Genomic DNA, 25,905 nt, shown 5'->3' with positions numbered 1-25,905 from the left:
GGCCCGTAGCTCAGTTGGTTAGAGCGCACGCCTGATAAGCGTGAGGTCGCTGGTTCAAATCCATTCGGGCCCACCATTTTGCGATAAACGCTCCATCGTGAGCCGAGTTAGCCGGTGGAGCGTTTATTAAAAGTGTGGGTCTGTTGTCAGACTGAACGGTTTGGCAAACGGGCAAGAATGTTTCACGTGAAACATTTGCTAACATATGTGGGGCATTAGCTCAGCTGGGAGAGCGCGGGCTTTGCAAGCCTGAGGTCAGGGGTTCGATCCCCCTATGCTCCACCACGAATTTTCGAGCCGACAAGTTCGGCTCTTTTTCATTTTTGTGAAGCCTTCAAGGATCGAACCCCGCGAGAGCACAGCAGCCCAGTGGGCTGTTGTGGGTCGAAAGCCGAAGGCTTAAGGTCTTTACGGATTCGTGAAGCGAATACGTGTCGATCCCCCTATACTTCACCACAAAAGTATTAGGCGAACCCTTGTTGCAGGAGTTCGCCTTTTGATACCTCTTAGTGGGTTAATACTTAAAAAATGTGTCTAGCGGTATTATTCATGGATTGCGGTTGTTAATTGAATTCTTAATCTGAATACCTCTGAACACCCGTCCAGATTAAGATTGTGCATGTCCATATTGCGATTGCAATCAATTTCGTTAAGTTGCAGAGTTTCAAATGCGTAGCGAGAGAAATAAATTGACAAAAATGGTCAAAACTTCCGACTTTCCACGGTCGGATTGCCATGAAGGCAGCTTGAATTGTGGAGAACACTGGGCAAACAGCATTTGGTGATGCATCTATAGGGGCTATTTTGTGCTTTTCACAGTGGAAAGCTGGAAGTTTTGACCATTTTTGGTTGTTGTTAATTCACAAACGAGCGTAGTCTACAATTGTGTGCACGCTTAACAGAAGAAAAAATACAGAAGAAGAAATACAGAATACGAAATACAGAAGAAAAAACGCAGCAGAGGAAACACAGAAGAGGAAATATGATTCCGCTTAGAATTTTGACTCTTATATTTACTGGTCCAGAACAGCCGGCGGTGTTGGTGCTAGAGCCTATAGAGGAACAGCACGAGGGATGTTCACGTATCGTTCCAATATGGATAGGTGCGAATGAAGCTATGCAGCTTGGCGTAGCAATAGAGCATGTAAAATTGCCGCGTCCGATGACTCATGACCTATTTATTGACGCAATTACGAATTTGGATGCTTGTGTTGATCATGTATTCATACCGCGCGTGGAAGGGCAAACTTTCTTTGCAAAATTAGTGATTAGACAAGCAGGGCGGCTAATAGAATTAGATGCGCGCCCGACAGATGCGCTTGCGCTGGCGTTGCGCGAAGATGCACCATTTATGATAGATGAGAGTGTATTAGAACAAGCGTCGTTCCCTTATATTTTCAAAGATGACAAAGCTAAAGAAGTGGAGTTGCAAGAATTTCGTTCGTTTATTGAAAATATATCGCCAGACGATTTTTCGCAGCAGTAAGTTAAGTTGAAGTTGGTTTGTTTGGGCGAAAAACTTCGGCTTTTGCGCATTCGGCACGCATCAAATGTTTCACGTGAAACATTTGAGTAGAAACTTGTTGAAATTAGGGCGCATTGAAATTAGGGCGCATATTATGACTTGCAAATTGGAAAGAACTTCAACTTGCGCAAGCTCTAAGGGAATGGGGCCTTTAGGAATATTGGCGCTGGTTGCTGCATTTGCGTTCGGTGCTGTATTTTTTGGTCCGGCGTTAGCGGTGGATTGCGTGTTGGTGGGCATAGTAGAAGAGTCTATATTTACTGGGGCGGTTTTTGCCGTGTTGTCGAAATACTTTACAGCCGATGCAGCACGCGAAGCCAGCGAAACAAGCACAACTAACGCAACAAGCGTAGCTAACGCAACAGGTACAACTAACGCAATAGGTACAACTAACGCCACAAGCGCAGCCACTGTGTCACGCACAAAGAATACGCCAACGAAAACAAGATTAGCCAACGCGTCAGTTGCAAAATCAGCAGCTACAACAGCGCTTTTGTTTGCGCTTTGTCATCTGGCGCAACCGTGGAAGCTGCCTATAGCTTTCGTTTTCAGTTTGTGCATGATTTGGCTTTATCGTCGCTCGGGCAGCATTATGTGGCCCGTTTGCGCTCATACAGTATTCGACATGCTTTGGTTTGGGCTATTCGCCCTGCCCTAGCGCCTTCTTGGTGTTAGAATAGCCCATCGAATAGTTCATCTGGGTAGCGTTTATCGCGCCGCCCCGATCGGAAAATCCAACATAGGAAGCAAATATATGAAACAAGACAATATTCGTAACGTGGCTATAATTGCGCATGTCGATCATGGCAAAACTACGCTGGTAGACAGACTGTTATGGGCATCGCATGTGTTTCGCGAAAATCAGCAAGTGCAAGAGCGTGTGCTAGACAGCAACGATCAAGAGCGAGAGCGCGGCATTACAATCCTTTCCAAAAATATTTCTATTAACTACAAAGGTGTAAAAATCAACATTATTGACACGCCGGGTCATGCCGATTTTGGCGGCGAAGTAGAGCGCGTGTTGAATATGGCTGACGGCGCTTTACTTATTGTGGATGCATACGAAGGTCCTAAGCCGCAAACACGATTTGTGTTATCGCATGCTCTTGAGCGAGGTTTGCGCATTGTGGTAGTGGTTAATAAAATTGACCGCCCAAACGCTAATCCGGAAGGTGCGGTGGACAAAGTATTCGACTTAATGGTTGAATTAGGCGCTACCGATGAACAGTTGGATTTTCCAGTTATATACGCATCGGCCGTGAATGGCTATGCGCGCTTAAATCCGACCGACAACAACAACGATATGATTCCGCTGTTAGATATGATTATCGAGCAAATTCCAGCGCCCGATGTAGATTTAGATGGTCCGCTGGCATTGCAAATTTGCACGGTTGACCATAGCAGTTACGAGGGGCGTATCGGTGTAGGGCGCTTGTCTAGCGGCACTCTTCACGAAAAAGAACAGGTGCTGGTTATAAAGCCTTCTGGCGAAGAACGACAAGCTCAGATTCGCAAGGTTTATACTTTTGAAAATTTAGGGAAAGTAGAAGTGCCAGATGCTGCCGCAGGTGACATAGTGGCAGTTATCGGTATTGAAGATGCAGACATCGGCGATATTCTGACCAGCCCAGACAGCCCGGTTTTGATGGAGCCTATTGCGGTTGAGGAACCCACGATGGCAGTTGTGTTTGAAGCCTCTAGCAGCCCACTTGTGGGGCGCGAAGGCGAGATAGTGGGCGGTCGTCAACTTAAAGAGAGATTGCTGCGTGAAAAAGAAAGCAACATTTCTATGCGCATCAATGAACTTGAAGATAAAAGCGGCATTGAAGTTGCAGGACGCGGCGTTCTGCATCTAAGCGTACTGATGGAAACGATGCGGCGTGAAGGCTTCGAATTCCAAGTTGGTCGCCCGCGCGTGGTATACAAAACCGCTGAAGATGGCAGCAAGCTAGAACCTATAGAAGAAGCTACTGTAGATGTGCCAAACGAATATTCCGGCAAGGCAATTGAAGTAATGGGAACAGCAGGCGGCATAATGGAAGATATGGCATCTGATGAAACTATGACACATCTGACATTCCGCATACCGTCGCGCGGAACCATGGGTTTGAAGACGCGCCTACTGAATGCGACGCACGGCGAAGCTATGTTGTTCCACCATTTCAAAGAGTACGGTCCGTATTCTGGCGAAATGGCAGGGCGCAAAAACGGTGGCATGATCGCCATGTCTACTGGCAAAGCGGTAGCGTATGCGCTGGATACTCTGCAAGAACGCGGACGTCTTTTTGTCGGACCGGGCGATGAGTGCTATGAAGGCATGATTGTTGGCGAGTCCGCCAAAGAAGGCGACATGGTAGTAAATGTGGAGAAGTCAAAACAACTAGGCAATCAGCGCTCCAGTTCTGCTGATAAAGCCATTCAGCTAACTCCGCCCATAACTTTTACATTAGAAGAGGCATTAGAGTACATAGAAGATGACGAATTGGTAGAAATAACACCTAAGAGCATTCGTCTTCGCAAACGTCTGCTTTCTGCGACCGATCGTAAAAAAGCAAACAAAAAGTAAATGGATGTTTCGCGTGAAACGTTCTGTATATGGTGCGTATGTGCAAAAATGTGAAACTGCAAGTGACAAGAGTTGTAAGCACAGCTTGAAAGGCGAAAATGAAGAAGATTTTTAGATATGGAGCAGCGTTAGCAATTTCTGCTGTCTGCGTTTTGGGAATTGCTGGTTGCGCTGAAACTACAAGCGAAAAAGGACTAACGCCTGACACCGGGTTAACTGGTGGTGTAGCGGCTACTGTAAATGGGACTGAAATTCCTGAAGATGATATAACTCGCAACATAAATAGTTTGCGTCTGAATGCATCGGCTGAAGATGATGATGCTTGGGCAAAATATCTAAATCAGATGGGCTACACGCCGTCTAGTTTGCGCGAATATTTCTTGGATTCCATGATTGATCAGCAGCTGGTTATTCAATTTGCCGACGATGAAGGATGCGGCGCTACTGATGAAGAAATTCAGGGTCAAGTAGACAAAATGCGTCAGAATTATTCTTCTGATGAAGCTTGGCAGGAAGCTCTAGAAAATTCTGGTTTCGAAACTGAGGACGATTATCGCGAGGCGCTGAAGTATTCCATTGGTAACGAGAAACTGAAAGAAAAGTTCGCAAACGAGGCAGTTGCCGATGATGCCAAAGTGCTTGAACAAGCACAGTCGCAATACAACGGCAAGGGCACAATGCGTCGCTCATCACACATTCTGTTTGCTGAATCCGACCAAGCGAAAGCGCAGGAAGTTCTTGGACAATTGCAAGCGGGCACGCTAGATTTTGCAGAAGCCGCAAAGGAGTATTCTACCGACACCGGCTCTGCTGAAAATGGCGGCGATGTAGGTTGGGATGGAACCAATTCGTTTGTAGAGGCATACCAAACCGCGCTTGACGGGTTGCAAGTAGGCGAAATGACCGATTTGGTTCAAAGCGATTATGGTTGGCACATAATAAAGTGCACCGATATGGTTACAGTTCCAGATGAAATAACCGACTTGAGCCAAGTGCCTGATAGTTTGTTGGTAGATATTCGTGCTTCGGTAAAGGAAACTCAGGCTAGTGAAGATTTGAGCGCATGGAAAAAGAGCAAGCGTGAATCTTCCGATGTTGTTATAAACGACATGCCCGAGAATGTGCCGTATAACGTCGATATGAGCGCTTATGAAACTCCCGAGGAAGAAAAAGCAACCGATGAGGCTGCTGAGGAAAACTTGGTAGAAGATGTTGAAAATACAGAAAACGCCGTAGACTCAGCTGAGGCGGCAACAAATGAAGCCGGAAACGATGCGGGTGCTGCCGATGCTTCTGGCGCTGCACCTGAGCAGCCTGCGGAAGGTGAAAGCTCTGCGGCTACGGAAGGTGGCGCACAATAGGCGCTTCTGGGCAAATACCATTTATCAGACTTAAAGATGCAGCGGTCAGAAGATCTGGTCGCTGCATTCTTCATATAGACAATTTTCAATTGGCTGAAGGCGAATCGGTAGCATTGTTGGGACCAAATGGTGCTGGCAAATCAACTTTTGTAGGACTGCTGACGCGCGATATTCATCCAATGCATCGCGAAGAGCCACCTGTAAGGTTTCGCGGCATGTCGCGCCCTTTGTTGGAAGATGTGAAAATGGCGATAGGCTATGTGTCGTCAAGTATGCAGTCGCAAATATCGGTTCACCTGCCAGCAGCAGATGTGGCAGCGGGTGGTTTGTTTGGGTCGCTTGGTGTGCCGAAGCGCTTTACTGTTACTTCTGAACAGCGCGCCCGCGTAATGGAAGTTATGGAACAGTTGGGAATAGCCGATTTGGCCGATCGAGACATAACCACATTATCTTCTGGACAAGCGCGCCGTGTTCTTATTGCTAGGGCTATGGTTCACAATCCTAGCGCGCTAATTTTTGATGAGCCTTGCACCGGTTTAGACCCACAAGGCATGTTCTATGTTCGCAAAACCATGCGCCAGCTTGCGCAGCTTGGTTGTGCAGTTGTTCTGGTTACGCATTATCTTGAAGACATAATCCCCGAAATTAATCGCGTTGTGCTAATGAAAGATGCGCACATTATTGCAGACGGATCTAAAGAGCAGCTGCTTTCTAGTAAAAACATGTCGGCGCTGTTTGGTATTCCGGTAAATGTTGTACAGCGTGCGGGCTACTATTCTTTAATGGCAGACTATTAGCATATGAGTTGGTGGGATAACATATGTGACAAGTGCGGGCGTTGTTGTTTTGAGCGTGAACTAGATGAAGATGGCGACGTTGTAATTGATTATGCGGCACCGTGTGAATTTCTGAATCCCGAAACGCGTTTATGTACTGTTTATGAAAACAGGTTTCGCGCGTGTGAGCGCTGTGGTCGTGTTTCTATAGTTACTGCGCTATTCGACCCGCTTCTACCCGAGGGTTGTGCGTATGCGCGCATGTTCCGCAAATGGAAGAAAGAGAACAATCTATAATCGGCTTGTTGTTGAACAGCTATTGTATGCGCTATACTGTCGAGTTGCTGCTTTGCAGTCGGCGGTGAACGGAGAGGTGTCCGAGCTGGCCGAAGGAGCACGATTGGAAATCGTGTATGCCCCAAAAGGGTATCCGGGGTTCGAATCCCCGCCTCTCCGCCATTTTTGGTTTTCTCTTGGTGCGGCTAATATGTAACCTACTGAAAGCCTTATTGGGCGCTTTTTGCAAAGCATTATGTTATACGGAGAGGTGGCAGAGCGGTTGAATGCGGCGGTCTCGAAAACCGTTATGCCGTGTTAAGCGGTATCCAGGGTTCGAATCCCTGCCTCTCCGCCAGTTTGGAAATTTATTCTAATTTTTTATTCTTGCAGTTTGAATCGCTTTAAAACTAAGCAGCAGGGATTCGAACCCTGCGAAGGCTGAAATGCCCACTGGGCATTTCAGGGTCGAGCGCAAAGCGCGAGGCCTCCACGGATTCGCGAAGCGAATACGTGTCGAATCCCTGCCTCTTCGCCAGTTTGTAAATCTATTCTAAATTCTTACGAATAAAACCATTTAAGGCATTTTCGTGTTAGATTGGGGCTTTGGGCTTGTATTCAACTAAACTATTACCAAACATAAAAGGTGCAAACCTGTAGCGAGCAAATTTGCGCCATACGGAAGGAGTCTAAATGAGCGACCGCGAAGTAAAGAATCAGGTATCAGAAGTACCTCAGATGCCCGAGATTCTAGAGCGCGTTTTGCTGTATGCGCTAGACGAAGGCAAACAGCGCATGAATGCGGGTGAAGAAATTGTGCCATTCACCACTATGGTTGTGCGTGACAATGTGTTTTTGGAAACCCATCCCGGCAATAGCGCCCAAGAATGCTTCAATTTAGCGCAGCATACCGTTGAAGGTGCGCGAGGCGCAAACGCTTATGCGCTTTGTTACGACGGCTACATTGAAACCGATAATGGCGTAAAAGATGCACTTATTGCAGAAGGCGGCGTACCCGGTTTACCAGATGGCTATGCAATTGGTTTTTTGTACACTCAACAAGAAGGCATGTTGCCTGTTTTTGATACAAGTCCGTCTTATATCGGCGAAGCGCCTAACTTTATGAGCAACCTGCGCGCGGCAACCGATTATGCCGATGCCGAAATAGACAACAAGTATTTAGATACTTCAGTCTAGTTAGTTCGAAAAACTAAATTCTAATAAGCCTCTGTTTGCGTTGCCGGCACAGAGGCTTTTTTGATGTAGGCAATTGTGCTGAAACTCTTTGTGCTTTGCAGAACGCAGGCACAACTATAGCTGTTAAAATTTCTCCAGCTTTGCATTGGTACTTTACGTTGGTAAGCAGTATCATTTCGCTAACCCAAAAAGCAGTTACAAAAGCTGTAAGTTCGGAGTTTGGAGGATTCGTGGCAGATATAACCGCAGTGGATTATATATGGATGAACGGTACATTAGTGCCGTGGGCAGATGCCAACGTGCACGTGCTTTCGCATTCGCTTCATTATGGATCGGGTGTTTTTGAAGGTATTCGCTGTTACAAAGATCCCAATTCTGATCGCAGTTTCATTTTCCGCTTGCGCGATCATATGGAGCGCCTGCATCGTAGTGCGAAAATTGCTGCTATTGATTTGCCTTACACGGTAGACCAGCTGTGTGAAGCCACGATAGAGGTAATACGTGCGAACAAGCTACCAGCGTGCTACATTCGTCCGTTGGTTTTCCGCGGTTATGGCGTTATGGGCGTTGATCCAACAGGTGCGCCCACTGATGTAATAATAGCTTGCTGGCCGTGGGATGCCTATTTGGGTGAAGAGGCTCTGGCAAATGGTATAGCAGTTGGCGTGTCGTCTTGGAGACAGCGCTCTATTAACGCTATTCCGCCAGCAGTTAAAGCTACTGCTGCATATTTCAACTCGCTTATGGCAAAACTTGAGGCGAAAGAACACGGTTATGCCGAAGCGGTTATGCTAAATGAAAATGGTTTAGTTTGCGAAGGCACAGGCGAAAACATTTTCGTGGTGCGCAATTCGGTGTTGTCTACACCGCCGCTTTCCGATGGTGTGCTTGAAGGCATTACGCGCGACACTGTGCTGGTAATTGCTGACGAATTGGGAATTCCGGCTGGCGAAGAAAGCTTAACTAGAAGCGACTTGTACGTGGCTGATGAGGTATTTATGACCGGTTCGGCTGCCGAACTTACCCCTATTGGTTCGGTGGATGGACGTACTGTTGGCAAGCCCGGTCCTGTAACACGCCAACTGCAAGAGCGCTTTTTCGAAATAGCTTATGGACACGCTGAAGAATATTCCGATTGGTTGACTCAAGTTTAATTGGCGAAAATTTACACATACGATTGCACGCTGCGCGACGGAGAGCAATGCGAAGGAATAAATCTTTCACTGGAAGACAAGTTGCTTATAGCGCGCCGGCTTGATGAATTCGGTGTAGATTTCATCGAAGGTGGCTTTCCTGCGTCAAACCCGAAAGATATAGCCTTTTTTAAGGCGGTTCGGCATATGCGATTTGAACACTCACGCATAGCTGCGTTTGGCAGCACTTGTCGCAAAGGTGTAGCTGCTTTAGATGACCCGGGTTTGGCCGATTTGTTGGAATGCGGTGCACCTGTAGTTACCATTGTGGGAAAAACGTGGGATAAACAGGTGACATTGGCACTTCAAGCTGAGTTATCTGAAAATCTGCGCATGATTCGCGATTCGGTGGCGCATCTGAAAGCGGCAGGTCGCAGAGTTGTTTTTGATGCAGAGCATTTTTTCGATGGTTACGTTAGCAACAAGGAATATGCGTTGGAATGCTTGCGTGCGGCACACGAGGCTGGTGCCGATAGCATAGATTTGTGCGAAACAAATGGCGGTGCGCTGCCATTTGATGTTGAGCGCATTGTTGCGGCTGCGGTTGCAGAATTTCCCGGACAGAATTTTGGCATACATTGTCACAACGATTCAGGGTGTGCGGTTGCAAACACTCTTGCGGCGGTTCGTGCAGGTGCTGTGCAAGTGCAAGGAACCATGAATGGCATAGGTGAGCGAGTTGGTAACACCGATTTGCTAACAGTTATAGCTAATCTTGAATTGAAGATGAATGCAGAAACGGTAGGTCGCAGTAATTTACAGCAGCTTACCGATGTCTCGCATTACATGGCCGAGATTACAGGAGCACCAGTTTCAGCGCATAATCCGTATAGCGGTCATTCTGCATTTGCGCATAAAGGCGGCTTGCATGCTAGCGCTATTGCTCGTTTTCCGCAGGCATATGAACATGCTGACCCGAAACTTGTGGGAAATAGAGCGCGTATGGTGGTAAGCGAACTAGCTGGTAAGGCTTCGCTTTTGCAGAAAGCTGCGGCGTTGGGCATAGATTTAGAAGCCAGCGGCGCTAATGTGCAAACAATACTTGACGATATAAAGAATCGCGAAGCACGCGGCTATACATATGAAGTGGCTGACGGTTCGCTTGCGTTGTTGTTGATGCGTCACTTGGGGGAATATTCTCCGGTGTTCACGTTAGAAAGTTTCCGGGTTATTGTGGACGATCGCGAAGATACCGGAGCGCTTGCAAAAGATGCAGCCAGTGAAGCCACAATTAAGATACACGTGGGCGATCAGCGTTTTGTCGCAACTGGTGAAGGTACAGGCCCGGTGGGTGCGCTGGACAGTGCTTTGCGCATGGCAATAACCGAGTTTTATCCGCAAGTGTCCAACTTAGAGTTGGTTGACTACAAAGTGCGCCTTCCAGACGAGAGCCAAGGCACCGGAGCAGTAACGCGCGTAACCATAACTACCGCCGATGCGCATGGTATATTTGGCACAGTTGGCGTGTCAGAAAACGTAATAGAGGCATCGTGGAATGCGCTAGTTGAATCTATTGAATACGGACTTATACGAATGGGGCGCAAAAATGGCTGATGTAAAAAGCCCAGCTGCGCAAATTCGCACGCAAGAAGTTGACGATTTACTGCGCGTGTTGGCTACTATAGACGACCCGGATAAGGTGTTCGAGTTATTGGAAGATTTGTTCACCATTCGGGAAATACGCGAAACCTCGCAGCGCTTAGCTGTTGCACGCTTGTTAGATGCGGGCAAATCGTATGCTGCCATAGAAAAAGAAACGGGCGCATCGGCAACTACCATAGCGCGTGTATCTAAGTGCTTGACATATGGTTCTGGCGGTTATCGCGCTGCGCTAGATGTGCTGACGCAAAACTAAGCGTAGTCTTGAGGCGTTAGCGGCTGCTGGGGCAGCGGTTCTTCGGGCAGCTTCGATTTCAAATCCCATACACGTTTCACCATTTCCAAAATAAGCTGCGCGCGCGTGCCTATTAGGTCGCTATTTTTCGCCAAGAAATCAGCCACTTCAGAATAATGGAGGGCAAAACTTTCTATGAGTTCTCCACGTTCGGGCTGTGGCGTTTCGTCTTGCAGCGCTCGCGCAAGAACAACCTGTACATTTTCTTCGGTAAGCCCGGTTGACGAATAGCCCGATTGCGGCAGAACTGTTATTGCTGCATCACCTAGCTTGTCGTTCAGGCGGCATCCAACTTCTTCGAGCAATTCGCGTTGCGCGCATTGCGCTATTGTCTCGTCTGGCTCCATAAGACCTGCCGGAAAAGAAATGCACCAAGCGTTCAGTGGATAGCGAAATTCTCTTATGAGCAAAATGGTATCGTTTGGAAGAAGCGGAACAATACATACCGCATCTGGCTTGGTATGTTGTCCCGCGCCATTTGCTTTAAGTGCTGCTTCGTACTCGTTCAATCCGCGCCGCGAAGCGGCTTCATATTCATACGTTGATCCATCTGCCAAACGATAGGTTAGCACGTATTTATTAACCCATCCGCTGCATATTTGCTCTATGTGTTCTAGTTTTGGGGTTGCTAGTTTGTTCGTCATTTTGATAGTCTCCTGCCACCTTTTGCGCGTACTTCATCAAATGCAACTTCCCATATATCAGTGTCATTTATTTCGCGCTCTATTGCTGGTCCTATTTCGTGTTTTAACTCGGGCATGTATTTCATGCAAAGCGCCACCAATGCCTGACGCACTTGTACTATATCTTCTACGCGATGAATTTGCCCGCTAGCTATAACAGAGGCAAAGCGGCTAGTGAAGAAAGTGTCTTCAAAACAAGGTTCTACCTCGGTTGCAACTGTAACGCTAACGCGGGGGTCGTGGTGCCAGTTGTCTAGTTTGTGTCCATAAGTATTTGTGGTGTGAACATACAATTTTTTGTCCATCATTACATATGACATGGGAACGCCGTAAGGTGTTCCGTCTTCATCGACTGTAGATATAACGCAATATTCGCCAGCATCTAAGATGCGCCACGCTTCTTCTGTATCTAATTCGCGCTCGGCAATACGCATCGCATACTTTTTCATGGTGGTCCTTTCTGTTTCGTATTAGTTTACGCCATTAATGGTGCGGAGCAGGAATGCGCCTCAAGTTGACAATTTAGCCCTGCATATAACGATGCACTCGTACATTCCGGAATAAAAAATTGTGAGGTGGCTTACGTAAGCCACCTCACAACAGTGGATGCCGGGGGTAAGCATCCTTGGAAGCCTAGGGACGGAGACTTCCATGTTGCGGAAGATGAGGGCATCTTCCTTAGGGAGAAAGGAGGAAGAGAACTTCCGTGTTGCCTTGCATACTACACGGCAGCGCTACGCTTTGTGGGTAAACAGCAAATGCATTACTTTTACGATACGCAGCGTTTTACATTCTGTAATATTCGATTGGTATAGAGATGTGTCGGTCTGTCAGGAACGCATGCTAAGCGTGCATCGCTTTCCCAACAGACCGCTAAATTAAATGTTGCGCAGGAATGCCTCGTAGCCGCGCACGGCTTCGTAAATATCAGCTTTACTGGTTACTTCCCAAGGGCTGTGCATGCTAAGCACGGCGACACCGCTATCTATTACATCCATTCCGAAGCGTGCGGGTATAAAAGCTATTGTTCCGCCGCCGCCCGCATCAACTCTACCCAGTTCAGCGGTTTGGAAACTAACATTTGCATCGTCCATAACTCGTCGCAGGCGCGCTACAAATTCGGCGCGGGCATCGTTGCTGCCCGATTTTCCGCGCGCGCCAGTGTATTTATTGAACACCAAACCGCGTCCTAAATAGGCGGAATTTTTTGGTTCGAAAACACTTGCGTAAGCCGGATCGACACCTGCTGATACATCTGAAGACAACATTCTGGAAGCGGCTAATGCGCGTCGCAGTTTTAGCTGACCACTTTCGCCTGCAAGTTCCATTATTTCGGCGATAGTGTTTTCAAAAAACGCCGACTCCATGCCTGTAGCGCCTACGCTGCCAATTTCCTCTTTGTCCACCAGCACGCAAACAGCAGTTTTTTCCGGCGCTGCATCGTCTGCCAATTCCAGCTGGGCGCGCAGCGATGTGTAGGCGCAAACGCGGTCGTCTTGCCCGTATCCAATAATCATGCTTCGATCAAAGCCCATTTCGCGGGCTGCTCCTGCAGGCACTACTTCAAGTTCGGCAGAAAGAAAATCTTCCTCTTCTATTTCGTATTTTTCGCACAGAATATTAAGCAAGAATGCTTTAACAGGCTCTTTTTCTTCCTCGTTTTGGTTGGCTTCACATCTATTCCCAACAAGAATATCTAAGTCTTCACCTTCTATAACTTCCGAACCTTTTTTCTCCATTTGCTTTTGCCCTAAATGCGGCAAAAGATCGGTTACGCAAAAAACAGGATCGTGCGGGTCTTCGCCAATAACTACCGGCATTACACTACCGTCGGTTTTCGCCACTACACCATGTATGGCAAGTGGCAGCGCAACCCACTGATACTTTTTTATGCCGCCGTAATAGTGCGTGTCAAGCAAAGCGAAGTCGTCCTTTTCATAGAGGGGGTTTTGCTTTATATCTAGCCGCGGCGAATCAATATGCGCACCCAATATATTCATGCCGTGCTCTATGGGCTGTTCGCCTATGTGTACAAGCACGATAGCCTTATTCTGGGAAGTTGCCCATACTTTGTCGCCGGGTTTCAGTTTGCGACCTGCTTTTAGTGCATCTGACAGCGCCATATAACCAGCTTTTTCGGCTAACTTTACAGCGCGTGCGCAGCATTCACGTTCGGTTTTGCATGTAGATATGAATTGCATATAGTCGCCGGTCAGGTGCTCTATTGATGCTATATCGTCTTTGTTGTATTTTTTCCAAACTGATTCGCGTTGCATCTCGTTCCTTTCATAATAGTTTTCACTATTACTATATCCCACTAAGCAAGCTGTAAAGCCAAAAGATGTCAAACGCAAATCTTTTCCAATCAGTGTAAAGTTAAGCTGCAAATCATCTATTATGTTCACCAGCTAATAAACCAATTCAAAAGACACAAGGAGGAGAACCATGACGATGAAAGTACGCGACGTTGCGCCCAATGCCAGCAATTCTTCAAACTTCAATGTGGTTGCCGATAGTCAGACAAAAGTTGGAACTACTTTGGAAAATTTGAAGAGTGCAGTAAATGGCGAAACTGGCGCTAGCGCTAAATATGCTGCATTTAGCAAAGCCGCTCAGGCTGCTGGCTACGATCAGATAGCGCGTCAGTTTGCTGCAACTTCTGCTGCCGAGCAGATCCATATTAAGCTGGAAGTAGCCGAGATTCAGAAGAAGGAGCCCGACTACGTTGCGCCCGAAGCTCCTACCGATGTTGTTGGCACCAAGACCGACCTAGACCTAATCAGCGGTGCGCTGGGCGAAATTTATGAGACATCCGATATGTATCCGTCGTTCATCAATGTTGCCATTGAAGAAGGCGAAACCGGCGCACAAATGGTGTTCACTCGCGCTAAGTTGGCTGAAAGCGTACATGCCGAACTTTACATGGACGCATACAACAATATAGATGCACAAGACGATGAAAAATTCTATCTTTGCCCTGTTTGTGGCTACATTCATAAGGGTGAAGACTTCGAGAAGTGCCCAATTTGCTTCGCTCCAAAGAACTCTTTCCGCGAGTTTTAATGCATTTGCTCCGGCGGGCTTAAAGTTCGCCGGAGTTTTTCCTGTTCCAAGCCCCATTGCGCCGTATAATAATTGAAGTTCAGTTTTAATCTTAGGGGGCGCAATGGCATTTTATTTCGACGAACCTTCGCGTACATTTAACGAATACTTGTTAGTGCCGGGCTATTCTGGCAGCAATTGCATACCGTCCGATGTGTCATTAAAGACTCCTCTTGTGAAATATCGGAAAGGTCAGGAAGACTGCCCTATAAGCCTAAGCATTCCTATGATATCTGCCATTATGCAGTCGGTTTCTGACGATCGTATGGCTGTTGCGCTAGCTACCGAGGGTGGGCTTTCATTCATATATGGTTCGCAAAGTATAGAAAACGAAGCGGCAATGGTTCGTCGCGTTAAAGATTACAAAGCTGGTTTTGTGGAAAGCGATGTAAATCTTTCGCCCGATATGACTTTGGCGGACGTGGTGCGTCTGAAAGAAGAGCATGGCTTTTCTACTATGCCTGTAACAGAGGCAGGCAAACCTCACGGCAAGTTGCTGGGAATTGTAACTAGCCGCGATTATCGCGTAAGTCGTATGAATTCAACCGATAAAGTGGTCGATTTTATGACGCCGCGCGACCAGCTTGTAGTTGCCCCCGTTGAGACTTCACTAAAAGATGCGAACGATATTATTTGGGACAATAAGCTGAACTGCTTGCCTATCGTTGATGCCTCTGACAATTTGGTGGCGCTGGTTTTCCGCAAAGACTACGATTCTCATAAAAGCAATCCTGATGAAATGCTTGATGATCACAAACGCTACATGGTGGGCGCTGGCATAAACACGCGCGACTATGCCGATCGTGTGCCAGCTTTAGTTGATGCTGGCGTTGATGTGTTGTGCATTGATTCATCGGAGGGCTATTCCGATTGGCAGAAATTCACAATCCAATGGATTCGCGAACACTATGGTGACAGCGTGAAGGTGGGTGCTGGCAATGTGGTCGATCGCGATGGTTTCCGCTTCTTGGCTGAATGCGGTGCCGACTTCATCAAGATAGGTATTGGCGGCGGCAGTATTTGTATTACGCGCGAAACAAAAGGTATTGGGCGCGGTCAAGCTACTGCTGTTATAGAGGTGGCGCAGGCGCGCGATGAGTGGTTCCGCGAAACAGGAGTTTACATTCCCATTTGTTCTGATGGTGGCATTGTGTATGACCATCACATTAGCTTAGCGCTTGCTATGGGTGCCGATTTCGTTATGCTTGGTCGTTACTTTGCCCGTTTTGATGAAAGTCCGTCGAATAAAGTGATGGTAAACGGCAGCTACATGAAGGAATACTGGGGCGAGGGTAGCGCCCGTGCACGTAATTGGCAGCGTTATGATTTGGGCGGCAATAAGAAGGGTATGTCGTTTGAAGAAGGTGTCGATAGCTATGTGCCTTATGCGGGTTCATTGAAAGATAATGTTAATTTGACGCTTTCTAAGGTAAAAAGCACCATGTGCAACTGCGGCGCGCTTACCATACAAGAGTTGCAAGAAAAAGCAAAACTGACTGTGGTTAGCGCAACTTCTATAGTTGAAGGCGGCGCACATGATGTTATGCTGCGAGATAAGAACACTTATGCCAGTAATGCAACATTGCATTAAGGTGTAAATAGCGGGGTTGTATTGGCGGGACTAACTAAACTGAATAAGTTGGTAGCTGTTTTCACGGCATCTACTCTTGCGCTTTCGCTCGTGCCAGCTAGTGCTTTTGCCAATGTTTCGCAGCCTTCCGAGACTGAAGAAGTATATATAACGCATGATGAAAACGGTAGCTTGTTTGGTTACTTTGATGTAATTGACGAAGCTGAATATATCCTAAAGACCAAAGTCTGGAAGGCAGAGCATGGCAAAGTAACAGATGATGTTACTTTTTGGAGTTGGCTGGAATCTGAGCTGACCACTTCTGAGTTTTCAAAAGTGCGTATACGCATAGATGAATCGTCAGTTTCTTACACTATGCCGACAAATGGTACTCCCGAGAATCCGGCAGGTGTTGCAGGGTCGTTTAGTGCTGATGTGTACGTTCATCGCGGTTGGTTTGATATTTTCTTTGCGAGACGAGTTCCAATTAGTGGCACTATAGAAGCTGTGCCATATGTTGCGGATAATCCAACCCCTCCAATTAATCCGGAGGATCCTGATTTTGGTGACGACCCGCAACCTAGCCCTGTACCTACGCCGGAGCCTGAACCGGAACCTGAGCCTGATCCTGAACCGGAACCTGAGCCGGACGATCCTGACCCTACACCCACTCCTGAACCGGATAATCCCAACCCGAAACCTACGCCTAACCCGGATGAACCTGTAAATCCCGATCCTGTCAATCCGGATAACCCAGACGATTCGGATAATCCGGATAAATCTGATGAACCCACTAACCCAGACGATTCGGACAAACCCGGAAACACTAACGCCGACCAGAACACTCAAAGCGCAAAAGTGGAAGAGGTCGCAAATGAGATTCGCCAAACCATAGCCGAGCAGGTAAGTGAAGATGAGGCTGCTTGGACAATGGATGCCGACGAATTCGATAATATCTCTTTTGATGATGGGGCTGCAGCGGAAGCCTCTATGAAGGTATCAGTACAAAATTGGGTTATTGCGAAACTTGCGCTGATGAATCTTCCTGAGGATGTTGCTTATGAAGTGGGCGAACCGAAAATAACAATGCCTACTGAAACTGCTGAAGGTAGCTTTGAATGTCCCGTTTTTCTTACAGCCGAAGAGAAGGCTGAAGAAGTTGCTGTTGTAGAAGCGCGTGGTGTGTCTATGCATCTGAGCAACTCTGCCGTGCGAGCAGGCAATACTTCAGCGTTATTAGGCGGCGACCCCGCGAATTCTGCTGACGACACAGCTAAATTATCAGCGCGCGAACCTGATTTAGTTATTACAGGTAAAATAGCGCCGCGTAAACCAAAACAATCTATTCAGACTTCAGACAACAATGCTGTTGGAATTGTAGACAGATCGGCGCAGCGCCCATTGGCAGAATCTCAAAATGGTATCAGTAATGGTAGCTCTAGTAAATCTGATACAGATACCCAGCGCGAAATAAAAAGACCGCAACAATTATCCGAAGACAAGCGCAACACTCCGTCGGTAACAACTGTGGTTCAACAAGGTTCGTCTATAGCCATCACGCAAGATTTGCTTGCAGGAAGCGTGGCTGTGTTAGCCGTAATTGGTGTTGTAGCTGCAATAGTAGCAATTGTATGCTTGCTGCTTATGCGTGGACGCAAGAAATAATAGTCTAGCGGGTTTACTAGTTTTCCGTTTCGACATAGCTGCTTATTAGCTTACGCAGTTCGTCTGCGCCGGTGCCCTTCTCTGAAGATGTAAGCACTACAGGAATACCTTTCGGCAGATTAAGCAGTTTTGTTATTTTGGCGCGCTGTTGCAGCGCTTTTTGCTTGCTTAGTTTGTCGGCTTTTGTAAGCGCTATTGCAAAAGGCAGTTCAGCTTCCTTCAGAAATTCCACCATATTATGGTCTAGTGCGCTTGGGTCGTGTCGAATGTCTATTAGGCTGACTACGAGCGCAAATTGGCGATCTTGATTAAAGTATCCCTCAATAAGTTCTGACCAACGCTTTAATTCTTGTTTGGAACGCCGCGCATATCCGTATCCGGGTAAATCTACAAAATCAAATCCGTCTACGTTGTAAAAATTCACCGTTGCTGTTTTGCCGGGAGTTTGTGATACCTTTGCTAGTCCTTTGCGAAACATCAGCCTGTTTAACAGCGAAGATTTTCCAACATTTGAGCGTCCGGCAAACGATACTTCGGGTCCTTGACTGGGCGGAAGTTGGCTAGATGTGCCGTAAGCCGCTTTGAAGCTTGCGTTATGGTAGTTCATGATGCTCCTGACGGTGGCTGCATGGCTATAATGTTCTCTGCATATTCTACACAAGCTAAGGAATTACATGAAAGCATATGATCCACATGAAATAGAGCCACGTTTGCAATTACAGTGGCAAGAAAACGGTCTTTACTCCGTAAATGAACAGTCAGACAAACCGCGCAAGTACGTGTTAGAAATGTTTCCCTATCCTTCGGGAGACATTCATATGGGGCACGTAAGCAATTACACGTATGGCGATGTAGTTGCACGCTATTCGCGCATGAAAGGTTTTAACGTATTGCATCCTATGGGATGGGATGCGTTCGGATTGCCAGCGGAGAACGCTGCTATAAAGCATCATTCGCATCCGGCAAAGTGGACGTATAGCAACATAGATACACAGCGCGATTCGTTTAAGCGCATGGGTTTTAGCTACGATTGGGATAGAACGGTTGTGGCGTGCGATCCGGAATATTATCGCTGGGGACAGTGGATATTCTTAGAGTTTTGGAAGCGCGGGTTGGTGGAGCGACGCAATTCTGCTGTGAATTGGTGCGATGGTTGCGGTACTGTGCTCGCGAACGAGCAGGTAATTGATGGGCGTTGTTGGCGCTGCGATTCAGAGGTGCAGAAGCGCGATCTTACACAGTGGTACTACAAAATAACCGACTACGCAGAAGAGCTGCTTAAAGACTTAGACCAGCTTACCGGCTGGCCTGAAAACGTAAAGCAGCAGCAAGCTAACTGGATAGGGAAAAGCGAAGGCGCAAATGTTGACTTTGTTTTAGTGCCGCTTGGCGAAGAGGCGGAGGGAACATTACATTCAGAAGCTGCGCAGCCTTCACATTGCGCGTCTTTCGCGTCTTCAAATGAAAATTGTGAATGCGCAAGGCAAGAAGATGTAATTACAGTATTTACTACTAGGGCTGACACATTGTTTGGGTGCAGTTTCTTTGTAGTTGGTCCGGAATATGAAGGGCTGGCTGCTTTGGTGGCTGGTACTGCACAGGAAGCAGAAGTGCTAGCTTTCGCGGAAGAAGCCAAAAAGGTAAGTGCGGTAGAGCGCGCTCAGGGCGATCGCGAAAAGCACGGCATTTTTACTGGTCGTTATGTTATTAACCCTGTAAATGGTGAACAGGTGCCTGTGTGGGTAGCCGATTATGTAGTAGCCGATTACGGCACAGGCGCTGTTATGGCTGTGCCTTGCGGCGACCAGCGCGACTTCGAATTTGCCCGCAAGTACAATTTGCCAATAATTCCAATCATTTTGGATAAAGACGATCCTCTGTATGAGCAGCTTAAAGATGAGCAAAATCGTGCTGTTACCAGCGTAGATTGGGATGCAGCATATGCAGCAGAAGGCATTTTGGTGCAAAGCGGTCCGTATACTGGCATGGTGGGCGGCAAGCATTCCGAAGGCGAAGCCGCTATAGTAAAAGCGCTGGAAGATGCTGGTAAGGGCAAACGTACTACTGAGTATCGTCTACGTGATTGGTTGATAAGCCGCCAGCGCTATTGGGGCAATCCGATTCCAGCAATTCATTGTCCTAAGTGTGGTGTGGTGCCAGTTCCGGAAGAAGATTTGCCAGTTCGGCTTCCTGAAGATATTGATTTAGCTGCTGGAGAAACGCTAGCCACGCACGCTGGGTTTGTGAACACTACATGCCCTGTTTGTGGTGAGCCCGCTAAGCGCGAGACGGACACGATGGACACGTTTACATGTAGTAGCTGGTATTACATGCGCTACTGCGATCCGCATAACGAGAATATGCCGTTCCTTAGCGATCGTGTGAACGAATGGATGCCGGTAGACCAATACATCGGTGGTATAGAGCATGCCATTCTGCATCTGTTATACAGCCGTTTCTTCACAAAAGTGCTGCGAGATGCGGGTATGTTGAATTTTGATGAACCGTTTACAAACTTGCTTTGTCAGGGAATGGTGCTAGATGCCAATGGCGAAGTTATGAGCAAGTCGAAGGGCAATGTTGTAAGTCCGGAAGAAATGATAGCCAAGTATGGCGCTGATGCGGTGCGTGCCGCAATGTTGTTCATGGGACCGCCTGACAAAGAGAAACTCTGGAACGACGATGTGGTTCCAAGCATGTTAAAGTTTTTGAATCGTGTATGGCGCATTGTGAATGACTTAGTGGGGCAAGCAGGCGATGATACGCTTTTCAATCCGGATGTAGATGCTTCCCAAGCGCATACTTACGCTATGGCTATGAAACGTGAACGCCATAGAGTGGTGGGCAAAGTTACTGAAGATATCGATCGCAACAATTTCAATACGGCTCTTGCGGCAATTATGGAATTAGCAAATGCAACGGCTGCGTTTTTGCGGTTGCGTCCGGCTGAGCATCGTATGAATTGCGCAACGGGTGGTCCGCTGTGTCGTGATGTGGCTGAAACGCTGGTAAAACTTTTAGCACCTATTGCGCCGCATTTCTCTGAAGAACTGTGGCAAACAGCACTTGGGCATTCTGATTCGGTACATGAACAGCCGTGGCCTGAATTTGATCCAGAATTAGCAAAAGCTGATGAAGTGGAAATAGCCGTGCAGCTATCTGGCAAGGTGAAGGCACGCATAATGGTATCAACTGATGCTGAAGAGGATGTTGCAATAGCTGCTGCAAAAGATGCGATAGCAGAATTGTTGGATGGTAAAACTATTGTGAAGCAAATTTATGTACCCGGACGCTTGGTGAACATAGTGGCTAAGTAGCAAACGCCCCAATCTTTCTTAGTAAAGCAAGAAGCCCCTATTGCAGGGGCTTCTTTAGTAATTGCTGCGTTGCCGAATTGTCGAAATTTATGCGTAGAACAGAATGTCGTTATATGTAGGTACTGGCCATAAGTTGTGGTCTACAATTATTTCCATCGAATCGACCGCATCTCGCAAATCTTCCATAACAGGAATTATTTCATGCGCATTCATGTTTGCGCGTTCTTGCTGATCTTCTATTTCGAGAGAAGCGCAATGCAGTTCGTGTAATTTGTGTAGGTGCTCGTTAATTATATCGGCGCCTTCTAACAGCGTTCTTAGCTTTGCTTCTTGGTATTTCTGATTAGCGTCGGGAAGAGCAGTTTTTATCTGTGTAATGTGCTTGGCAACCTCTGCTGCAAACTGATTAATTGCCGGTAGGTATACGCGGCGAACCAAGCGCTTCATAGTGCGCACTTCGATATTTATAGTCTTGTTGTATTTTTCTAGCTTAACCTCGTAGCGACTATGAACTTCGGCTTCGCTGAGCACATTGAATTCACCAAATAAATCTATCGACTTTTGGCTGATGTAGCATGGCAGCGCATCGGCGGTAGTCTTATGGTTGGCAAGACCGCGGCGCTCGGCTTCGGCGGGCCATTCGTCGGAATAGCCGTCGCCATTAAAGATTATGCGCTGATGATCGCGCAGGGTGCGCTTCACATAATCTAGTGCAGCATCGTGGAAGTCTTGCTTGTGGTCTTCCATTTCATCGGCAAACTCTTTCAAGCTTTTTGCCATAGCCGTGTTCAAAATTATGTTACAGTCGGAAAGATTTTGTTCGCTGCCCGGCATGCGGAATTCGAACTTATTGCCTGTGAAGGCGAATGGGCTTGTACGATTGCGGTCGGTGTTGTCCTTCAAGAAATTAGGCAATTCTGCCACACCGAGATCCATTTCGGCGCGCGCGCCAGAGGTGTAGTCTTCATCGGCTATTAGCGCGTTTACCACGCGGTCTAGCTCGTCTCCAAGGAACATACTAACAATGGCTGGTGGCGCTTCATTTGCGCCTAGGCGATGGTCGTTACCAGCGCTTGCTGCCGACATGCGCAGCAGTTCTTGGTAGTCATCAACTGCTTGAATTACGCCAGCCAAGAATACCAAGAAACGCAGGTTGCTTATAGGATTGTCGCCCGGATCTAGCAGGTTTTTCCCGCCTGCACTAATAGACCAATTGTTATGTTTGCCGCTGCCGTTTATGTGTTCAAAAGGCTTTTCGTGTTCTAGGCACACCAAACCGTAATGGCTAGCTAGCAAACGCATCTTTTCCATAGTTAACAGGTTTTGGTCGATGGCTCGATTTGCGTTTGCAAACAGCGGTGCCAATTCGTGTTGGCACGGCGCAACTTCGTTGTGTTTTGTTTTTGCCGGTACACCCAGCTTCCACAACTCGTCGTCAAGTTCTTTCATAAAGCTGTTTACGCTGGGACGTATAGCTCCGAAATAGTGTTCCTCAAGCTCTTGCCCTTTGCACGGCGAATAGCCGAATAGCGTGCGCCCGGTAAGCATAAGGTCAAGACGCTTTTCGTAGTCTTTCTCGCTAATGAGGAAGTATTCTTGCTCTGCGCCGACGGTGGGCACAACGCGCTGATGGTCTTCTCCAAACAGCGCCAACACGCGATTCGCTTGTTCTTCTATAGCCTGCATGCTGCGTAGAAGCGGCGTTTTCTTGTCTAGCGCTTCGCCGTTATAGCTGCAAAATGCGGTCGGAATGCACAGCACCTCATCTTTAATGAACGCAAACGATGTTGGATCCCACGCAGTATAACCGCGCGCTTCAAAAGTGGCGCGCAAACCGCCGGATGGAAACGACGATGCGTCCGGCTCGCCTTGGATAAGCTCTTTGCCGCTGAAGCTCATTATGGCGTGCCCATCGCTTATCGGATCGATGAAGCTGTCGTGTTTTTCAGACGTAATGCCCGAAAGCGGTTGGAACCAATGCGTGTAGTGTGTGGCGCCCAGCTCAATTGCCCATTCTTTCATGGCGTGCGCCACCACATTTGCAACTTCCAGATTAAGCGGTTCGCCCTCTTTTATTGTACGCATTAGTTGCTTATAGGTTGCGGATGGTAGCCGCTCGTGCATTGTGTGTTCGTCGAACACCATAGTGCCATAAATATCTTGAACCTTCGACATTAGCTGCTCCTTCAGATGAACGCGTAGTTTTGCGCCTGTGTACATTCTACGTTAGACATCCAATGTTTCGAAAAGTTTTCAGGCTGTATAAGCTATGGTTAATCTAACAGTTAGAATGCGTTGGGGTTAAACCTCTCCTATTCTTCGCCAGTCCAGCAATAGGTGCAAATTTGGGCTGGATCTATGCCAATGGCTTCCAGCATGCCCGGAAGAGACTGATAGCCTAGCGAATCGAAGCCCAGCTGATCGCAAATTGTTTTCAGCATGCATTTTCCGCGCTTTGTGGAGCTGTCGGCATATTCGTCTAGATGTTTTGCACCCTCGTCGCCTTCCAGTTCGTGAACTACACGACGGGCTATTAAATCCATCTCAGATTTGCTGCTTGAAAAACTTAGATATTTGCAGCTAAACATTATTGGCGGACAAGCGCTTCGCATATGCACTTCTTTCGCGCCGCATTTGTAGAGGAAATCTACAGTTTCGCGCAGCTGTGTGCCGCGCACAATAGAATCGTCAACAAAGAGAAGTTTTTTGTCTGCAATTAATTCGGGTATATGAATTTGCTTCATTTTGGCTACGCGATTGCGCACTTCTTGATTGGTTGGCATAAACGAGCGCGCCCATGTTGGGGTGTATTTTATGAACGGACGAGCGAAAGTGCCACCGCATTCGTGTGCAAACCCAATAGCATGCGGCACACCGGAATCGGGTACGCCAGCAACGTAGTCAACTTTGGGCACTCCGCCGGCTGCTGCTTCGTCGCGCGCCATTATTGTGCCGTTGCGATAACGCATAACTTCTACGTTTACGCCTTCGTAGTTAGAATTCGGGTAGCCGTAATACACCCACAGAAAAGCGCATATTTTCATGCGGTCGCCCGCGGGAGCTAGCGTTTCAAAACCGTTGGTTGTAACGCGGACTATTTCACTTGGTCCCAATTCATACGAATCTATGTAGCCAAGTTTGTGATAAGCAAACGATTCAAACGATACGCAATAGCCTTCATCGTTGCGTCCGATTAATACTGGCAGGCGACCTACGGCATCGCGTGCAGCTATTATTTCGCCTTCTTGGGTCATTATAAGCAGGGTAAGCGAGCCTTCTACTTTTTGTTGGGCATACTTTATTCCCGATACAAAATTGTCTTTCTGGTTGATAAGCGCTGCCACCAATTCGGTGGAATTTACCTTCCCCGAACTCATAGCCATGAATTGCTTTTCTCCGTTTTTGAAGAATTCGTCAACCAGCGCTTCGGCATTGTTAATTATTCCGACGGTTGTTAGCGCGAATGTGCCTAAATGCGAACGCACGAGTAGCGGTTGTGGGTCGGTGTCGCTTATGCAGCCTATTCCACTGGTGCCGCTAAAGCTTGGCAGGTCGTCTTCGAAGCGCGTGCGAAATGGTGTGTTTTCTATTGAGTGAATTTCTTTTTGGAAGCCTTCGCCATTTACGAAGATCATGCCTGCGCGTCTTGTGCCGAGGTGAGAATGATAGTCAACGCCGAAAAATACATCCAGTACAACATCGCGGTTCGAAACCGCGCCGAAAAAGCCGCCCATGAGAACTCCTCTATTAACATACATTTGCAGCGTGTTTACAACGGCTGCAAGTGAAAGTATACATGGGTTTATGCTTTATATAAGAAAAAAGCCCCGACATATGCCGAGGCTTTTTGCAAATGTTGTTTGCAACTTTAGCGCTTGCTGAACTGCGGGCGCTTGCGAGCCTTTTTCAGACCGTATTTCTTGCGTTCCACCATACGTGGATCGCGAGTTAAAAAGCCTGCTTTTTTCAGTTCGGCGCGATAATCGCCAGCATCAAGTAGTGCGCGGCTAATGCCCAAGCGCAAAGCACCTGCTTGACCGCTGATTCCACCACCGTTTATGCGAGCAATTACGTCAAAATGACCCTGCGTATCAGTAACCTTGAATGGGGTGGTAGCGTAGGCTAGCAAACCTTCGCGTGCGAAATATTCGTTGCCGTCGCGACCATTCACGGTAACTTTGCCGGTGCCGGGAACTAGGCGAACGCGTGCGATAGCATTCTTGCGACGACCGGTGCCATAGTAAAGGGCCTCATTCTTAGCTTCTGCCATGATTTAACCCTCCATTTCGATCTTGCGCGGGTTTTGCGCTGCGTGCGGATGATCAGGACCGGCATATACCTTCAACTTCTTGCCCTGAGCGCGACCAAGAGTTGTTTTTGGAAGCATGCCCTTTACTGCGTGTTGAATAACACGTTCGGGATGCCTCTCCATGGCCTCGGCAAACGTTTCAGACTTCAGACCGCCCGGATGACCGGTGTGGCGGAAGTATTCTTTGTTGTTCACCTTGTTGCCGGTTACGCGGATTTTGTCCGCATTGACGATTACCACAAAATCTCCCACGTCAACATGGGGCGTGTATTGCGGTTTCGTCTTGCCGCGCAAAATGTTGGCAGCCAGCGATGCTACGCGACCGAGAACTTGATTCTCAGCGTCAATTAGCACCCACTCGCGCTCAACCTCGCCGGGCTTTGCGTGATACGTTTTCATCAAACAATTCCTTACTTTTTTGTCCGCTTTGTGGTTGAAGCACCCGCATACGCGGGACCACTTGGCAGAGTG

The 25,905-nt window shown here is 47.6% G+C and carries 22 protein-coding genes and 3 tRNA genes; 17 read left to right on the top strand and 8 right to left on the bottom strand.

Annotated features, from left to right (window positions below; genetic code table 11):
- Positions 1-209 precede the first annotated feature (209 nt).
- The 13 genes from G7Y37_RS07735 to G7Y37_RS07675 all read left to right on the top strand — a co-directional run bounded on the left by G7Y37_RS07735 (position 210) and on the right by G7Y37_RS07675 (position 10,749).
- A tRNA-Ala gene (locus G7Y37_RS07735) sits at positions 210-285 on the top strand.
- Between the two features lie 697 nt (positions 286-982).
- A complete protein-coding gene (locus G7Y37_RS07730; protein ID WP_165062891.1) occupies positions 983-1,486 on the top strand; it encodes a bifunctional nuclease family protein in 504 nt (167 codons plus the stop codon).
- Positions 1,487-1,619: 133 nt separating this feature from the next.
- Positions 1,620-2,183, top strand: coding sequence for a CPBP family intramembrane glutamic endopeptidase (locus tag G7Y37_RS07725; RefSeq protein WP_165062890.1), 564 nt, complete (start codon positions 1,620-1,622; stop codon positions 2,181-2,183).
- A gap of 96 nt (positions 2,184-2,279) precedes the next feature.
- Positions 2,280-4,091: a translational GTPase TypA gene (gene typA / locus G7Y37_RS07720; RefSeq protein ID WP_165062889.1), complete on the top strand. Its 1,812-nt coding sequence runs from the start codon at positions 2,280-2,282 to the stop codon at positions 4,089-4,091.
- A gap of 98 nt (positions 4,092-4,189) precedes the next feature.
- Positions 4,190-5,452 carry a peptidylprolyl isomerase gene (locus G7Y37_RS07715; protein WP_165062888.1) on the top strand — a complete coding sequence of 421 codons (1,263 nt, stop codon included), beginning with the start codon at positions 4,190-4,192 and terminating at the stop codon, positions 5,450-5,452.
- Between the two features lie 89 nt (positions 5,453-5,541).
- Positions 5,542-6,249 (top strand): ABC transporter ATP-binding protein, encoded by a 708-nt coding sequence (locus G7Y37_RS07710; RefSeq protein ID WP_241156067.1) that lies wholly within the window; start codon positions 5,542-5,544, stop codon positions 6,247-6,249.
- Between the two features lie 3 nt (positions 6,250-6,252).
- Positions 6,253-6,525: a hypothetical protein gene (locus G7Y37_RS07705; protein WP_165062887.1), complete on the top strand. Its 273-nt coding sequence runs from the start codon at positions 6,253-6,255 to the stop codon at positions 6,523-6,525.
- Positions 6,526-6,595: 70 nt separating this feature from the next.
- Positions 6,596-6,687: transfer RNA gene (locus G7Y37_RS07700), tRNA-Ser, on the top strand.
- Between the two features lie 82 nt (positions 6,688-6,769).
- Positions 6,770-6,862: transfer RNA gene (locus tag G7Y37_RS07695), tRNA-Ser, on the top strand.
- A gap of 335 nt (positions 6,863-7,197) precedes the next feature.
- On the top strand, positions 7,198-7,701 hold the full coding sequence (locus G7Y37_RS07690) for a hypothetical protein (RefSeq protein ID WP_165062886.1): 504 nt from the start codon (positions 7,198-7,200) through the stop codon (positions 7,699-7,701).
- Between the two features lie 230 nt (positions 7,702-7,931).
- Entirely contained in the window at positions 7,932-8,855 is a 924-nt protein-coding gene (locus G7Y37_RS07685; protein ID WP_165062885.1) for a branched-chain amino acid transaminase, read from the top strand.
- Positions 8,856-10,448, top strand: coding sequence for a citramalate synthase (cimA, locus tag G7Y37_RS07680; RefSeq protein ID WP_165062884.1), 1,593 nt, complete (start codon positions 8,856-8,858; stop codon positions 10,446-10,448).
- Positions 10,441-10,749 carry a YerC/YecD family TrpR-related protein gene (locus G7Y37_RS07675; RefSeq protein ID WP_165062883.1) on the top strand — a complete coding sequence of 103 codons (309 nt, stop codon included), beginning with the start codon at positions 10,441-10,443 and terminating at the stop codon, positions 10,747-10,749. Before cimA ends, G7Y37_RS07675 begins: the two co-directional genes overlap by 8 nt.
- Here G7Y37_RS07675 and G7Y37_RS07670 read toward each other — a convergent pair.
- From G7Y37_RS07670 to G7Y37_RS07660, 3 genes are all read right to left on the bottom strand, one after another.
- Positions 10,746-11,432, bottom strand: coding sequence for an NUDIX hydrolase (locus tag G7Y37_RS07670; protein WP_165062882.1), 687 nt, complete (start codon positions 11,430-11,432; stop codon positions 10,746-10,748). The genes G7Y37_RS07675 and G7Y37_RS07670 overlap by 4 nt on opposite strands.
- Positions 11,429-11,920, bottom strand: coding sequence for a pyridoxamine 5'-phosphate oxidase family protein (locus G7Y37_RS07665; RefSeq protein WP_165062881.1), 492 nt, complete (start codon positions 11,918-11,920; stop codon positions 11,429-11,431). The genes G7Y37_RS07670 and G7Y37_RS07665 overlap by 4 nt, the downstream gene beginning before the upstream one ends.
- Before the next feature lie 429 nt (positions 11,921-12,349).
- Positions 12,350-13,747 (bottom strand): aminopeptidase, encoded by a 1,398-nt coding sequence (locus tag G7Y37_RS07660; RefSeq protein WP_165062880.1) that lies wholly within the window; start codon positions 13,745-13,747, stop codon positions 12,350-12,352.
- Positions 13,748-13,916: 169 nt separating this feature from the next.
- On the opposite strand from G7Y37_RS07660, the gene ngr reads away from it, so the two are divergent.
- From ngr to G7Y37_RS09155, 3 genes are all read left to right on the top strand, one after another.
- Positions 13,917-14,534 carry a nigerythrin gene (gene ngr, locus G7Y37_RS07655; RefSeq protein WP_241156066.1) on the top strand — a complete coding sequence of 206 codons (618 nt, stop codon included), beginning with the start codon at positions 13,917-13,919 and terminating at the stop codon, positions 14,532-14,534.
- Between the two features lie 103 nt (positions 14,535-14,637).
- Complete coding sequence (locus tag G7Y37_RS07650; RefSeq protein WP_165062879.1) at positions 14,638-16,164, top strand: IMP dehydrogenase; 1,527 nt, start codon at positions 14,638-14,640, stop codon at positions 16,162-16,164.
- Between the two features lie 21 nt (positions 16,165-16,185).
- A complete protein-coding gene (locus G7Y37_RS09155; protein ID WP_206214137.1) occupies positions 16,186-17,808 on the top strand; it encodes a hypothetical protein in 1,623 nt (540 codons plus the stop codon).
- Between the two features lie 16 nt (positions 17,809-17,824).
- On the opposite strand, the gene yihA is transcribed toward G7Y37_RS09155, so the two are convergent.
- Entirely contained in the window at positions 17,825-18,415 is a 591-nt protein-coding gene (gene yihA, locus G7Y37_RS07640) for a ribosome biogenesis GTP-binding protein YihA/YsxC (RefSeq protein WP_165062878.1), read from the bottom strand.
- 67 nt (positions 18,416-18,482) lie between these two features.
- On the opposite strand from yihA, the gene G7Y37_RS07635 reads away from it, so the two are divergent.
- Positions 18,483-21,125 (top strand): leucine--tRNA ligase, encoded by a 2,643-nt coding sequence (locus G7Y37_RS07635; protein ID WP_165062877.1) that lies wholly within the window; start codon positions 18,483-18,485, stop codon positions 21,123-21,125.
- 87 nt (positions 21,126-21,212) lie between these two features.
- Here the strand turns inward: G7Y37_RS07635 and G7Y37_RS07630 are convergent, their stop codons facing one another.
- From G7Y37_RS07630 to rplM, 4 genes are all read right to left on the bottom strand, one after another.
- Complete coding sequence (locus G7Y37_RS07630) at positions 21,213-23,300, bottom strand: glutamine synthetase III (protein ID WP_165062876.1); 2,088 nt, start codon at positions 23,298-23,300, stop codon at positions 21,213-21,215.
- A 137-nt stretch (positions 23,301-23,437) separates the two neighbouring features.
- A complete protein-coding gene (locus tag G7Y37_RS07625; RefSeq protein WP_165062875.1) occupies positions 23,438-24,859 on the bottom strand; it encodes an amidophosphoribosyltransferase in 1,422 nt (473 codons plus the stop codon).
- Between the two features lie 134 nt (positions 24,860-24,993).
- Positions 24,994-25,395 carry a 30S ribosomal protein S9 gene (gene rpsI, locus G7Y37_RS07620; protein WP_165062874.1) on the bottom strand — a complete coding sequence of 134 codons (402 nt, stop codon included), beginning with the start codon at positions 25,393-25,395 and terminating at the stop codon, positions 24,994-24,996.
- A gap of 3 nt (positions 25,396-25,398) precedes the next feature.
- Positions 25,399-25,833, bottom strand: coding sequence for a 50S ribosomal protein L13 (gene rplM, locus G7Y37_RS07615; RefSeq protein ID WP_165062873.1), 435 nt, complete (start codon positions 25,831-25,833; stop codon positions 25,399-25,401).
- Between the last annotated feature and the right edge of the window lie 72 nt (positions 25,834-25,905).

It is taken from the genome of Adlercreutzia sp. ZJ154 (assembly GCF_011039055.1).
Classification (GTDB): domain Bacteria; phylum Actinomycetota; class Coriobacteriia; order Coriobacteriales; family Eggerthellaceae; genus Adlercreutzia_A.
This window is presented reverse-complemented; position numbering and strand designations above follow the sequence as displayed.

Excerpts from the sequence above, each read along its gene's own strand:
- G7Y37_RS07730 (WP_165062891.1), top strand. The coding sequence starts at position 983 with ATGATTCCGCTTAGAATTTTGACTCTTATATTTACTGGTCCAGAACAG.
- G7Y37_RS07725 (WP_165062890.1), top strand. The coding sequence starts at position 1,620 with ATGACTTGCAAATTGGAAAGAACTTCAACTTGCGCAAGCTCTAAGGGA.
- typA (WP_165062889.1), top strand. The coding sequence starts at position 2,280 with ATGAAACAAGACAATATTCGTAACGTGGCTATAATTGCGCATGTCGAT.
- G7Y37_RS07715 (WP_165062888.1), top strand. The coding sequence starts at position 4,190 with ATGAAGAAGATTTTTAGATATGGAGCAGCGTTAGCAATTTCTGCTGTC.
- G7Y37_RS07705 (WP_165062887.1), top strand. The coding sequence starts at position 6,253 with ATGAGTTGGTGGGATAACATATGTGACAAGTGCGGGCGTTGTTGTTTT.
- G7Y37_RS07690 (WP_165062886.1), top strand. The coding sequence starts at position 7,198 with ATGAGCGACCGCGAAGTAAAGAATCAGGTATCAGAAGTACCTCAGATG.
- G7Y37_RS07675 (WP_165062883.1), top strand. The coding sequence starts at position 10,441 with ATGGCTGATGTAAAAAGCCCAGCTGCGCAAATTCGCACGCAAGAAGTT.
- G7Y37_RS07670 (WP_165062882.1), bottom strand. The coding sequence starts at position 11,432 with ATGACGAACAAACTAGCAACCCCAAAACTAGAACACATAGAGCAAATA.
- G7Y37_RS07665 (WP_165062881.1), bottom strand. The coding sequence starts at position 11,920 with ATGAAAAAGTATGCGATGCGTATTGCCGAGCGCGAATTAGATACAGAA.
- G7Y37_RS07660 (WP_165062880.1), bottom strand. The coding sequence starts at position 13,747 with ATGCAACGCGAATCAGTTTGGAAAAAATACAACAAAGACGATATAGCA.
- ngr (WP_241156066.1), top strand. The coding sequence starts at position 13,917 with ATGACGATGAAAGTACGCGACGTTGCGCCCAATGCCAGCAATTCTTCA.
- G7Y37_RS07650 (WP_165062879.1), top strand. The coding sequence starts at position 14,638 with ATGGCATTTTATTTCGACGAACCTTCGCGTACATTTAACGAATACTTG.
- yihA (WP_165062878.1), bottom strand. The coding sequence starts at position 18,415 with ATGAACTACCATAACGCAAGCTTCAAAGCGGCTTACGGCACATCTAGC.
- G7Y37_RS07635 (WP_165062877.1), top strand. The coding sequence starts at position 18,483 with ATGAAAGCATATGATCCACATGAAATAGAGCCACGTTTGCAATTACAG.
- G7Y37_RS07630 (WP_165062876.1), bottom strand. The coding sequence starts at position 23,300 with ATGTCGAAGGTTCAAGATATTTATGGCACTATGGTGTTCGACGAACAC.
- G7Y37_RS07625 (WP_165062875.1), bottom strand. The coding sequence starts at position 24,859 with ATGGGCGGCTTTTTCGGCGCGGTTTCGAACCGCGATGTTGTACTGGAT.
- rpsI (WP_165062874.1), bottom strand. The coding sequence starts at position 25,395 with ATGGCAGAAGCTAAGAATGAGGCCCTTTACTATGGCACCGGTCGTCGC.
- rplM (WP_165062873.1), bottom strand. The coding sequence starts at position 25,833 with ATGAAAACGTATCACGCAAAGCCCGGCGAGGTTGAGCGCGAGTGGGTG.